The organism is Dickeya sp. MK7 (assembly GCF_000406305.1).
GTDB classification, from domain to species: Bacteria; Pseudomonadota; Gammaproteobacteria; order Enterobacterales; family Enterobacteriaceae; genus Dickeya; species Dickeya fangzhongdai.
This window is the reverse complement of the sequence record NZ_CM001984.1, coordinates 248,559-261,066: the sequence shown is the minus strand read 5'-3', so window position 1 is coordinate 261,066 and position 12,508 is coordinate 248,559. Positions and strand designations below refer to the sequence as shown.

General features: G+C 54.3%; 8 protein-coding genes. All 8 read right to left on the bottom strand.

The genetic code is table 11. The features are described 5' to 3' along the window. Nucleotides 1-131: 131 nt before the first annotated feature. The 8 genes from rpoC to secE all read right to left on the bottom strand — a co-directional run bounded on the left by rpoC (nt 132) and on the right by secE (nt 12,277). Entirely contained in the window at nt 132-4,355 is a 4,224-nt protein-coding gene (rpoC, locus tag DXXMK7_RS01255) for a DNA-directed RNA polymerase subunit beta' (RefSeq protein ID WP_038917499.1), read from the bottom strand. A 107-nt stretch (nt 4,356-4,462) separates the two neighbouring features. Then, nucleotides 4,463-8,491 (bottom strand): DNA-directed RNA polymerase subunit beta, encoded by a 4,029-nt coding sequence (rpoB, locus tag DXXMK7_RS01250; protein WP_038663343.1) that lies wholly within the window; start codon nt 8,489-8,491, stop codon nt 4,463-4,465. Between the two features lie 323 nt (nt 8,492-8,814). Continuing rightward, complete coding sequence (gene rplL / locus DXXMK7_RS01245) at nt 8,815-9,183, bottom strand: 50S ribosomal protein L7/L12 (RefSeq protein WP_015855383.1); 369 nt, start codon at nt 9,181-9,183, stop codon at nt 8,815-8,817. Between the two features lie 66 nt (nt 9,184-9,249). Then, on the bottom strand, nt 9,250-9,747 hold the full coding sequence (gene rplJ / locus DXXMK7_RS01240) for a 50S ribosomal protein L10 (RefSeq protein ID WP_012882962.1): 498 nt from the start codon (nt 9,745-9,747) through the stop codon (nt 9,250-9,252). A gap of 314 nt (nt 9,748-10,061) precedes the next feature. Beyond that, on the bottom strand, nt 10,062-10,766 hold the full coding sequence (gene rplA, locus DXXMK7_RS01235) for a 50S ribosomal protein L1 (RefSeq protein WP_038917498.1): 705 nt from the start codon (nt 10,764-10,766) through the stop codon (nt 10,062-10,064). A gap of 3 nt (nt 10,767-10,769) precedes the next feature. Further along, the gene (gene rplK / locus DXXMK7_RS01230; protein WP_015855385.1) at nt 10,770-11,198 is read right to left on the bottom strand and encodes a 50S ribosomal protein L11; all 429 of its coding nucleotides are present in this window, start codon (nt 11,196-11,198) and stop codon (nt 10,770-10,772) included. Nucleotides 11,199-11,346: 148 nt separating this feature from the next. Then, complete coding sequence (gene nusG, locus DXXMK7_RS01225; protein WP_015848189.1) at nt 11,347-11,892, bottom strand: transcription termination/antitermination protein NusG; 546 nt, start codon at nt 11,890-11,892, stop codon at nt 11,347-11,349. A 1-nt stretch (nt 11,893) separates the two neighbouring features. Next, nucleotides 11,894-12,277, bottom strand: a complete 384-nt coding sequence (secE, locus tag DXXMK7_RS01220) for a preprotein translocase subunit SecE (protein WP_033568032.1) — start codon at nt 12,275-12,277, stop codon at nt 11,894-11,896. Nucleotides 12,278-12,508: the final 231 nt, after the last annotated feature.

Below are 12,508 nucleotides of genomic sequence, written 5' to 3'. Positions count from 1 at the left end.
GTGAGTTCCGCAATCGACCATTTTTAAACAGTCACGGTCGTCAATAAAAGATCTTCATGTGAAATAAGAATATAAAAAAAACCGCACCTTATCGCTAAGGTACGGTTTTTTATTATCGGTGAAACTGACGGTTATTCGTCGTCGCTGCTGCCAAAGCCCGCGTTCAACAGTTCAGCCAGGTTGGCAGATGCTTCATCCGCGCTCACCTGAGCCACTGCCGGGACTTCGCCAGCCTGACGGCGGCGCATGCGATCCTGATGGTACGCATAGCCGGTACCGGCAGGGATCAGACGACCCACGATGACGTTCTCTTTCAGGCCACGCAGCTCATCGCGTTTGCCGGCAACCGCCGCTTCCGTCAGCACGCGGGTCGTTTCCTGGAACGACGCAGCGGAGATGAAGGACTCGGTAGCCAGAGACGCTTTGGTGATACCCAGCAGGTCGCGGCTGTAAGTTGCCGAAATCTTGCCGTCCGTTTCCAACTGACGATTGGCGATCTTGATGCGCGACATTTCCACCTGCTCGCCTTCCAGGAACTCAGAGCTGCCCGGATTGACGATGGTGCCTTTACGCAGCATCTGACGAACGATAACTTCGATGTGTTTATCGTTAATCTTCACGCCCTGCAGTCGGTAAACTTCCTGCACTTCGTTCACGATATAACGGGTTACCGCGTGTACGCCGCGCAGGCGCAGGATGTCATGCGGAGATTCCGGACCGTCGGAAATCACGTCGCCGCGTTCCACACGTTCGCCTTCGAACACGTTGAGCTGACGCCACTTCGGAATCATCTCTTCGTACGGTTCGCTGCCGTCAACCGGCGTGATCACCAGACGACGTTTGCCTTTGGTTTCTTTACCGAAGGACACCACGCCGCTGATTTCCGCCAGAATCGCCGGCTCTTTCGGACGACGGGCTTCGAACAGGTCGGCAACGCGCGGCAGACCACCGGTAATATCCTTGGTACCGCCGGATTCCTGCGGAATACGCGCCAGGGTGTCACCCGCGCCGATCTGAGAACCGTCTTCCAGCTGGACAATCGCTTTACCCGGCAGGAAGTACTGCGCCGGCATGTCGGTGCCCGGAATCAGTACGTCGTCGCCGTTAGCGTCAACGATTTTCAGCGCCGGACGCAGGTCTTTACCGCCACCGGTACGTTCCGCACTGTCCAGTACCACGATGGAGGACAGGCCGGTCAGTTCGTCGGTCTGACGAGTAATCGTCTGGCCATCGATCATATCGGTAAAGCGAATGCTACCGCCCACTTCGGTGATAACCGGCATGGTATGCGGATCCCAGTTAGCTACGGTATCGCCACCGTTAACTTCTGAGCCGTCGCCTTTGCCCATAACCGCGCCGTAAGGCACTTTATAGCTTTCTTTGGTACGACCGAATTCGTCGATCAGTTTCAGCTCGGTGTTACGCGAGGTGATAACCAGCTTGCCGGCGCTGTTCTTAACGAACTTGGCGTTGGTCAGTTTCAGGCTACCTTTGTTTTTCACCTGAATGCTGGATTCGGCTGCCGCACGGGATGCCGCACCACCGATGTGGAACGTACGCATCGTCAGCTGAGTACCCGGTTCACCGATGGACTGCGCCGCGATAACCCCGATGGCCTCACCTTTGTTGATGATGTGACCACGCGCCAGGTCGCGACCGTAGCACTTGGCGCACACGCCGAAGTCGGTTTCACAACCTACTACGGAGCGTACTTTCACCGCGTCGACCGAGTTTTCTTCCAACAGGTCACACCATTTCTCGTTCAGCAGCGTGTTGCGCGGAACCAGAATGTCTGCGGTGCCCGGTTTCAGCACGTCTTCCGCAGTTACACGGCCCAGTACGCGCTCACGCAGCGGCTCTTTCACGTCGCCGCCTTCGATAACCGGCGTCATCATGATGCCTTCGTGGGTACCGCAATCGTCCTCGGTCACCACCAGGTCCTGCGCCACGTCAACCAGACGACGAGTCAGGTAACCGGAGTTCGCTGTCTTCAACGCGGTATCCGCCAGACCTTTACGCGCACCGTGGGTGGAGATGAAGTACTGGAGTACGTTCAGACCTTCACGGAAGTTCGCAGTGATCGGCGTTTCGATGATGGAGCCGTCCGGCTTCGCCATCAGACCACGCATCCCCGCCAGCTGACGAATCTGTGCCGCAGAACCACGCGCACCGGAGTCGGCCATCATAAAGATGCTGTTAAAGGAAACCTGTTTCTCTTCTTCGCCGTTACGGTTGATCACCGTTTCGGTAGAGAGGTTTTCCATCATCGCCTTGGCCACACGCTCGTTCGCCGCGGCCCAGATGTCGATGACTTTGTTGTAACGTTCGCCCGCGGTTACCAGACCAGACTGGAACTGCTCCTGGATCTCGGCAACTTCGGCTTCCGCTTCGCTGATGATTTCCACTTTCTTCGCCGGAATGACCATATCGTCGATACCAACGGAAGAACCGGAACGCGCCGCGTAAGCAAAACCGGTGTACATGATCTGGTCGGCAAAAATAACCGTCGGCTTCAGACCCAGCACGCGATAGCAGGTGTTCAGCATCTTGGAGATCGCTTTCTTACCCAGCGCCTGGTTGACGATGGAGTAAGGCAGACCTTTCGGCACGATCATCCACAGGATAGAACGACCCACGGTAGTGTCGATCAGGCTGGTTTTCTGCGTCCACTCGCCCTGCGCATTCTTCTGGTGCTCGGTAATACGCACCTTCACGCGAGCGTGCAGCGAAGCCAGACCAGCGCGATAGATACGCTCGGCTTCTTTCGGACCGGTCAGCACCATGCCTTCGCCTTTGGCGTTAACACAGTCACGGGTCATGTAGTACAGACCCAACACCACGTCCTGAGACGGAACGATGATCGGCTCACCGTTCGCCGGCGACAGAATGTTGTTGGTGGACATCATCAGCGCACGCGCTTCCAACTGGGCTTCCAGCGTCAGCGGTACGTGAACAGCCATCTGGTCACCGTCGAAGTCGGCGTTATACGCCGCACACACCAGCGGGTGCAACTGAATGGCTTTACCTTCGATCAGTACCGGTTCGAACGCCTGAATACCCAGACGGTGCAGGGTCGGCGCACGGTTCAGCAGTACCGGGTGCTCGCGGATGACTTCATCCAGGATATCCCATACCACGGCTTCTTCGCGTTCCACCATTTTCTTGGCGGCTTTGATGGTGGTAGCGAGACCACGCAGTTCCAGCTTGCCGTAGATGAACGGTTTGAACAGTTCCAGCGCCATTTTCTTCGGCAGACCGCACTGGTGCAGACGCAGGTACGGACCAACGGTAATTACGGAACGACCGGAGTAGTCCACGCGCTTACCCAGCAGGTTCTGACGGAAACGACCCTGCTTACCTTTGATCATGTCAGCCAGCGATTTCAGCGGACGCTTGTTGGAACCGGTGATCGCACGACCGCGACGGCCGTTATCCAGCAGCGCATCCACCGCTTCCTGCAGCATACGTTTTTCGTTACGTACGATGATGTCCGGCGCAGCCAGATCCAGCAGGCGTTTCAAACGGTTGTTACGGTTGATCACGCGACGGTACAGATCGTTCAGATCGGAGGTCGCGAAACGACCGCCGTCCAGCGGAACCAGCGGACGCAGATCCGGCGGCAGCACCGGCAGCACGGTCAGGATCATCCACTCCGGCTTGTTGCCGGACTGCACGAACGCTTCCAGCAGCTTGATGCGCTTGGTCAGCTTCTTACGTTTGGTCTCGGAGTTGGTTTCGTTCAGCTCTTCGCGCAGCTGTTCGCATTCCTGCTCCAGATCCATGTTTTTCAGCAGAGCCTGGATCGCCTCGGCGCCCATCTTGGCGTCGAATTCGTCACCGAACTCTTCCAGCGCGTCCAGATACTGCTCTTCAGTCAGGATCTGACGGCGCTCCAGATTGGTCATGCCGCCTTCGACCACCACATAGGATTCAAAGTACAGTACGCGTTCGATATCGCGCAGCGGCATATCCAGCAGCAGGCCGATACGGGACGGCAGGGATTTCAGGAACCAGATGTGAGCGGTCGGAGACGCCAGCTCGATGTGGCCCATGCGCTCACGGCGCACTTTGGTCTGGGTCACTTCAACGCCGCACTTCTCACAAATCACGCCACGGTGTTTCAGGCGCTTGTACTTACCGCACAAGCACTCGTAGTCTTTTACCGGCCCAAAAATACGGGCGCAGAACAAGCCGTCACGTTCCGGTTTGAACGTACGGTAGTTGATGGTTTCTGGCTTTTTCACTTCACCAAAAGACCAGGAACGGATCATGTCTGGCGAGGCCAGAGCAATTTTGATCGCATCAAACTCTTCGGTTTTAGTTTGCGCTTTCAGAAACTTTAATAAGTCTTTCACGGATTGGCTCCTGTCGGAGTTAGACCTGTCAGACACCTGAACCATGCCGTTAAAAACACGGTTCAGGTGCCCCTGTAACGAATGCTCGCAGCGCTATCAGGCTGGGATTACTCTTCTTCCAGCTCGATGTTGATACCCAGGGAGCGGATTTCTTTCAACAGTACGTTGAAGGATTCCGGCATGCCCGGTTCCATCCGGTGATCGCCATCCACGATGTTTTTGTACATCTTGGTACGGCCGTTCACGTCATCGGATTTCACCGTCAGCATTTCCTGCAGGGTATAGGCTGCGCCGTAAGCTTCCAGCGCCCACACTTCCATCTCACCGAAGCGCTGACCACCGAACTGCGCCTTACCACCCAGCGGCTGCTGGGTAACCAGGCTGTAAGAGCCGGTAGAACGGGCATGCATCTTGTCATCCACCAGGTGGTTCAGTTTCAGCATGTACATGTAGCCCACGGTAACCGGACGCTCGAACTGCTCGCCGGTACGGCCGTCGAACAGACGGATCTGACCGGAAGTCGGCAGATCGCCGAGTTTCAGCAACTCTTTGATCTCGTTTTCCTTGGCACCGTCGAACACCGGCGTGGCGATCGGCATACCTTTCTTCAGATTTTCCGCCAGACGCAGCACTTCTTCATCGCTGAAGGTGTTCAGGTCGACTTTCTGGCGCACGTCGTTACCCAGGTCATAAGCTCTCTGGATAAACTCGCGCAGCTTGGCCACTTCCTGCTGCTGCTTGAGCATGGCGTTGATCTTGTCGCCGATGCCTTTGGCAGCCATACCCAGGTGGGTTTCCAGAATCTGACCGATGTTCATACGTGACGGTACGCCCAGCGGGTTCAGTACGATATCGACCGGCGTACCGTTCTCGTCGTAAGGCATATCCTCGATCGGGTTGATCTTGGAGATAACACCCTTGTTACCGTGGCGGCCTGCCATCTTGTCACCCGGCTGGATCTGACGCTTAACAGCCAGATACACTTTGACGATCTTCAGCACGCCCGGCGCCAGATCATCACCCTGGGTGATTTTGCGGCGTTTGGCTTCGAGTTTCTTCTCGAATTCGTGTTTCAGTTCGTCATACTGCTCGGCCAACTGCTCCAGCTGGTTCTGCTTCTCTTCGTCGGTCAGACCCAGTTCCAGCCAACGCTCGCGCGGCAGCTTGTCCAGTTTGTCCGCTTCGATGCCGCCGGCAACCAGCACGTCATGGATACGGGCAAACAGGCCGGCTTCCAGAATCTGCAGTTCTTCAGTCAGGTCTTTCTTCGCCTGCTTGAGCTGCATTTCTTCGATTTCCAGCGCACGTTTGTCTTTTTCCACGCCATCGCGGGTAAAGACCTGCACGTCGATAACCGTACCGGAAACGCCGTTCGGCACACGCAGAGAAGAGTCTTTCACGTCAGACGCTTTCTCACCGAAGATGGCGCGCAGCAGTTTCTCTTCCGGCGTCAGCTGGGTTTCGCCTTTCGGCGTCACTTTACCGACCAGAATATCGCCGCCGGTCACTTCCGCACCGATGTAAACGATGCCGGATTCATCCAGCTTGGAGAGCGCTGCTTCACCCACGTTCGGGATATCGGCAGTAATCTCTTCAGGCCCCAGCTTGGTGTCACGGGACACGCACGCCAGTTCCTGAATGTGGATGGTGGTAAAACGGTCTTCCTGCACCACACGCTCGGAAACGAGGATGGAGTCTTCGAAGTTGTAACCGTTCCAGGGCATGAACGCGACGCGCATGTTCTGACCCAGCGCCAGTTCACCCAGATCGGTGGACGGGCCGTCGGCCAGCACATCGCCACGCTCAACCGGCTCGCCCAGCGACACGCACGGCATCTGGTTGATGCAGGTGTTCTGGTTGGAACGGGTGTATTTGGTCAGGTTGTAGATGTCGATGCCGGCTTCGCCCGGGTACATTTCATCTTCATTAACCTTGATCACGATACGGGACGCATCCACGTACTGGACCAGACCGCCGCGTTTGGCAACGGCGGTTACACCGGAGTCCACCGCGACCGCACGTTCCATACCGGTGCCCACCAGCGGCTTGTCAGCGCGCAGAGTCGGTACCGCCTGACGTTGCATGTTCGCACCCATCAGGGCGCGGTTGGCGTCATCGTGTTCCAGGAACGGAATCAGGGACGCACCGACGGAAACCACCTGCTGGGTGGAAACGTCCATGTAGTCAACCTGATCGCGGCTGAACAAGCTGGATTCGCCTTTGCTACGGCAAGTAACCAGTTCCTCGATGAAGTGACCTTCGTCATCCAGGTTGGTGTTCGCCTGAGCAATAACGTAGTTGCCTTCTTCAATCGCCGACAGGTAATGGATTTCGTCGGTCACCACGCCATCGCGTACACGGCGATACGGGGTTTCCAGGAAGCCGTATTCGTTGGTCTGTGCGTACACAGACAGCGAGTTGATCAGACCGATGTTCGGACCTTCCGGCGTTTCGATAGGACATACGCGGCCGTAATGGGTCGGGTGTACGTCTCGAACTTCAAAGCCGGCGCGCTCACGGGTCAGACCGCCTGGGCCCAATGCGGAAATACGGCGTTTATGCGTAATTTCGGACAGCGGGTTGTTCTGGTCCATAAACTGGGACAGCTGGCTGGAACCGAAGAACTCTTTCACCGCTGCGGAAATCGGCTTGGCGTTGATCATGTCCTGCGGCATCAGCGTATCCAGATCGCCCAGAGACAGACGCTCTTTCACCGCACGTTCAACACGCACCAGACCGACGCGGAACTGGTTTTCCGCCATTTCGCCCACGGAACGGATACGACGGTTGCCCAGATGGTCGATATCGTCGACTTCGCCCTTACCGTTACGGATATCGATGAGTTTTTTCATCACATCGATAATGTCCGCTTTGCTCAGAATCCCGGAACCTTCGATTTCTTCGCGCAGCAGGGAACGGTTGAACTTCATACGACCAACCGCGGACAGATCGTAACGATCTTCGGAGAAGAACAGATTTTCGAACAGCGTCTCGGCCGCTTCACGTGTCGGCGGCTCGCCCGGACGCATCATGCGGTAGATTTCGACCAGCGCGCTCAGGCGATCGTTGGTCGGGTCGACACGCAGGGTCTCGGACATGTACGGACCGTGGTCCAGATCATTGGTGAACAGCGTGTCGAGACGCTTATGACCCGCCTGGCTCAGTTTAGCCAGCAGATCCAGCGACAGTTCCATGTTCGCCATCGCGATCACTTCACCGGTGCTTTCATCCACGTAATCTTTAGCCAGCACTTTACCGGCGATGTATTCGACCGGTACTTCAATGCGCTCGATGCCGTCTTTTTCCAGCTGACGAATATGGCGCGCGGTGATGCGGCGGCCTTTCTCAACGTAGACTTTACCGTCAGCTTCGATGTCGAACGACGCAGTTTCGCCACGCAGACGTTCCGGCACCAGCTCCATCTGCAGCTTGTTGTTGTGGATTTCGTACACCACTTTATCGAAGAACAGATCCAGAATTTCTTCGGTGGAGTAACTCAGCGCACGCAGAATGATGGTAGCAGGCAGTTTACGGCGACGGTCGATACGGACAAACAGGTTGTCTTTCGGGTCGAATTCAAAATCCAGCCAGGAACCACGGTAAGGAATAATACGTGCGTTATACAGCACCTTACCGGAAGAGTGGGTTTTACCCTTGTCGCTGTCAAAGAACACGCCCGGGCTACGATGCAACTGAGAAACGATAACACGCTCAGTACCATTGATGACAAAGGTACCGTTGTCGGTCATGAGCGGAATCTCGCCCATGTACACTTCTTGTTCTTTGATGTCTTTAACGGTGCCTTCCGGCGCTTCGCGCTCGTAGATCACCAGACGCAGTTTCACGCGCAGCGGCGCGGAGAAGGTAACACCGCGGATTTGACACTCTTGAACGTCAAATACCGGCTCACCCAGACGATAACTCACGTACTGCAGCTCGGAATTACCGCTGTAACTTGCGATAGGAAATACGGAACGGAATGCCGCTTCCAGACCGTACTGGCCTTCCGGATCTTGCTCGATAAACTTCTGGAACGAGTCAAGCTGGATAGAAAGGAGATATGGGATATCCAGAACTTGTGGACGTTTCCCAAAATCCTTACGAATGCGTTTTTTCTCGGTATAGGAGTAAACCATAGGGTTCCTCAGCTCGCTGACAAGTCGACCCACTTTGTCCACCCTGAAAAGGGCGGTTCATGCGACACCATTTATGTCGATCGGAAAGTGGAACACTTTCCGCAATACCTGTTTCTATCACTCTTAAATCATTTCATTACGCTTTACACAGAACGAACGCCCTGACGCAATATATTAAGTCGTCGATAGAAACAAGCATTGACGGGAAATCGGTAGTCAAACAGTGTGAAACGCTACCGACACCCTACAGCGCAAAAAGGCTGGTGACCAAAAAGTCACCAGCCATCAGCCTGATAACTCAGGCTGCAACCGGAAGGGTTGGCTTATTTAACTTCAACTTCAGCGCCAGCTTCTTCCAGAGATTTTTTCAGAGCTTCAGCGTCATCTTTGCTCACGGCTTCTTTCAGAGCGGCCGGAGCAGACTCAACCAGGTCTTTCGCTTCTTTCAGACCCAGGCCAGTTGCGCCACGAACTGCTTTGATAACGGCAACTTTGTTAGCGCCAACAGCTTTCAGGATAACGTCGAACTCGGTTTTCTCTTCAGCAGCTTCAGCCGGGCCAGCAGCAGCTACAGCAACAGCGGCAGCAGCAGAAACGCCGAATTTTTCTTCCATTGCAGAGATCAGCTCAACAACGTCCATTACAGACATAGCCGCTACTGCTTCAATGATTTGATCTTTAGTGATAGACATGACAATTGTTCCTAACAATCAGAAAAAGTTTATACGTTAGCAAATGCGATAACAGGAAAAGTGCGATTAAGCAGCTTCTTTCTGATCGCGAACAGCAGCCAGAGTGCGGACCAGTTTGCCAGCAGAGGCTTCTTTCATGGTCGCCATCAGGCGTGCAATTGCTTCTTCGTAAGTCGGCAGCGTTGCCAGACGGTCAATTTGAGCCGCCGGAATCAACTCACCTTCAAAGGCCGCAGCTTTAACCTCAAATTTTGCATTCGCTTTCGCGAACTCTTTGAACAGACGAGCGGCAGCGCCCGGGTGCTCCATAGAGTATGCAATCAGGGTCGGACCAACAAACGTGTCTTTCAGGCATTCAAACTGAGTGCCTTCAACGACGCGGCGCAGCAGGGTGTTACGAACAACACGCATGTATACGCCAGCTTCACGACCTGCTTTACGCAGTTCAGTCATTTTATCTACGGTAACGCCGCGGGAATCCGCAACTACCGCAGACAGCGCGCCTTTGGCCACTTCGCTGACTTCAGCAACAATCGCTTGTTTGTCTTGAAGATTTAATGCCATTAGCTTTTGCTCCTGGATTTAGCCGGAGAAAATCTCCGGAACTCACTTCACCTGCCGCCAAAACGGAGACAGGCGCTGAAACACGGTGAGCAGAATCCAGCAGGACTATTCTTTAAAAAAGAATAAAAATGTTCTTTAGGCTCTGTCACCGTCTACGCAGGAAAATTAAGTTTCTGACGAAACACCTGCGGTCTTGGACGGAGGCCTGGATTAGGCCAGGCTCCAACCGAAAAATCGTCTCTTGTTCATTTACAGAACAACGGGCGTAAGATTATAAAGAAATCCCTCGCCCGGGTAAAGAGGAACAAAAGCTATCAGTTTGCGACTGCGTTCAGGCCGCTCTGATCGATGGCAACGCCAGCGCCCATGGTGGTGGACAGGCTGATTTTCTTGATATAAACGCCTTTCGCCTGAGCCGGTTTGGCTTTTTTCAGCGCAACCAGCAGAGCTTCCAGGTTTTCTTTCAGTTTATCAGCGTCGAAATCAACCTTACCGATAGTGGTATGGATGATACCGTTCTTGTCGTTACGGTAACGCACCTGACCAGCTTTAGCGTTTTTCACAGCTTCAGCAACGTTCGGGGTTACAGTGCCCACTTTCGGGTTCGGCATCAGGCCGCGCGGGCCCAGGATCTGGCCCAGTTGACCAACAACGCGCATTGCATCCGGAGAAGCAATAACTACGTCGAAGTTCATCTCGCCTTTCTTGATCTGCTCAGCCAGGTCATCCATACCTACCAGGTCAGCGCCGGCGGCTTTAGCAGCTTCAGCGTTGGCACCCTGAGTAAATACAGCGACGCGAACAGTACGGCCAGTACCGTGCGGCAGTACAGTCGCGCCACGGACGTTCTGGTCGGATTTACGTGCGTCGATGCCCAGGTTTACGGCAACGTCAACACTTTCAACAAATTTAGCAGTGGCCAGCTCTTTCAGCAGGGCAACGGCTTCGTTGATGTCATATTGTTTGGTTACATCAACTTTGTCACGGATCACGCGCATGCGCTTGGTCAGCTTAGCCATTTCTTAGTCCTCCACTACCAGGCCCATGGAACGAGCAGTACCTTCAATGGAACGCGCCATGGCTTCCACGTCAGCACCAGTCATGTCCGCCGCTTTGGTCTGGGCAATTTCCAGAACCTGAGCACGGGTCACTTTACCCACTTTGTCTTTGTTCGGCTTACCGGAACCAGACTTGATACCAGCCGCTTTTTTCAGCAGTACGGATGCCGGCGGAGTTTTGGTAACGAAGGTGAAGGAACGGTCGGAGTAAACAGTGATAACAACCGGAATCGGCAGACCTTTTTCCAGGCTTTCTGTTTTGGCGTTGAATGCCTTACAGAATTCCATGATGTTAACACCCTGCTGACCCAGAGCCGGACCAACTGGCGGACTCGGGTTAGCCATACCAGCTGCAACCTGCAGCTTGACATAGGCTTGTACTTTCTTGGCCATTTAGCTTTCCTCTAATGGGTAATAACGCTTCACGAAGAAGCTCCCCGCGATTTATAAACATGTTATGCGTCTTAGTGACACATAAAACAAAGGCGCGAAATTGTAGGTCAATTTCGCGCCGGATACAAGTATCGAATTTAGGCAGTGATTAGCCTTTTTCAACCTGGCTGAAATCCAGCTCGACAGGGGTCGCTCGACCAAAGATGGAGACGGAAACCTTCAGGCGGCTTTTCTCGTAATCGACTTCTTCCACCACACCGTTGAAATCGGCAAACGGGCCGTCGTTGACGCGCACCATTTCGCCCGGTTCGAACAGCGTTTTCGGCCGCGGCTTGTCGCCCACCTGCTGCAGACGGTTCATGATAGCGTCTACTTCTTTATCGCTGATCGGCGCAGGGCGATCGGACGTCCCGCCGATGAACCCCATGACGCGCGGTACGCTACGGACCAAATGCCAGCTGGCATCATCCATCACCATCTGTACCAGCACGTAGCCCGGGAAGAATTTGCGCTCGCTCTTGCGACGCTGGCCACCACGAATTTCAACCACTTCTTCGGTCGGTACCATTACCTCACCAAAGTGGTCTTCCATGTTATGGAGCTTGATATGTTCACGCAGAGACTGTGCTACGCGACCTTCAAAGCCAGAAAACGCCTGAACGACGTACCAACGTTTCTTTGGAGCTTCAGACATCTTAGAACCTCAGGCCAGTAATAAACGATACCAGACGCACCAGAATGCCATCCAGTCCCCACAGAATCAGCGACATAACGGCAGTTACAGCAGCAACGATCAGAGTGGTGTGCAATGTTTCCTGCCGGGTCGGCCAGATCACCTTGCGAACTTCGGTCCGGGCTTCACGCGCAAACAAAACAGTTGCTTTGCCTTTCGTCGTCAGCAATGCCACGCCGCCCGCAGCAGCAATTAAAATAACCACAGCCAATGCACGCAGCGGCAAGCTGAATTCACGGTAGTAGTAATTACCTACAATTGCCGCGATCAGCAATACTGCAACGACCAGCCATTTCAGCGCCTCAAGACCACGCCCGCTCTCCTGAGCTTCGGTATTCGCACTCATAAACCAACCTGTCACTAGATTCAGACAAATAATTTTGCCCTGCCGTAAGGGCAAACCAGACCGGAAAGTATTCTAAAATCAAGCAATCCGGGACTCACACCGCTTACACAGAGCCTATCTCACCAATGATTATACTGCACAATCGCTGATGAGATAGGTTCTACGACAACAGCGTAGAAAAAGGGCATCAAATGATGCCCTTTTACCGCATGTTGCGTCAAATTTTATCAG

Coding starts and splice junctions, on each gene's coding strand:
- rplA (WP_038917498.1), bottom strand. CDS start 10,766: ATGGCTAAGCTGACCAAGCGCATGCGCGTGATCCGTGACAAAGTTGAT.
- rplK (WP_015855385.1), bottom strand. CDS start 11,198: ATGGCCAAGAAAGTACAAGCCTATGTCAAGCTGCAGGTTGCAGCTGGT.
- secE (WP_033568032.1), bottom strand. CDS start 12,277: ATGAGTGCGAATACCGAAGCTCAGGAGAGCGGGCGTGGTCTTGAGGCG.
- rplL (WP_015855383.1), bottom strand. CDS start 9,183: ATGTCTATCACTAAAGATCAAATCATTGAAGCAGTAGCGGCTATGTCT.
- nusG (WP_015848189.1), bottom strand. CDS start 11,892: ATGTCTGAAGCTCCAAAGAAACGTTGGTACGTCGTTCAGGCGTTTTCT.
- rplJ (WP_012882962.1), bottom strand. CDS start 9,747: ATGGCATTAAATCTTCAAGACAAACAAGCGATTGTTGCTGAAGTCAGC.
- rpoB (WP_038663343.1), bottom strand. CDS start 8,491: ATGGTTTACTCCTATACCGAGAAAAAACGCATTCGTAAGGATTTTGGG.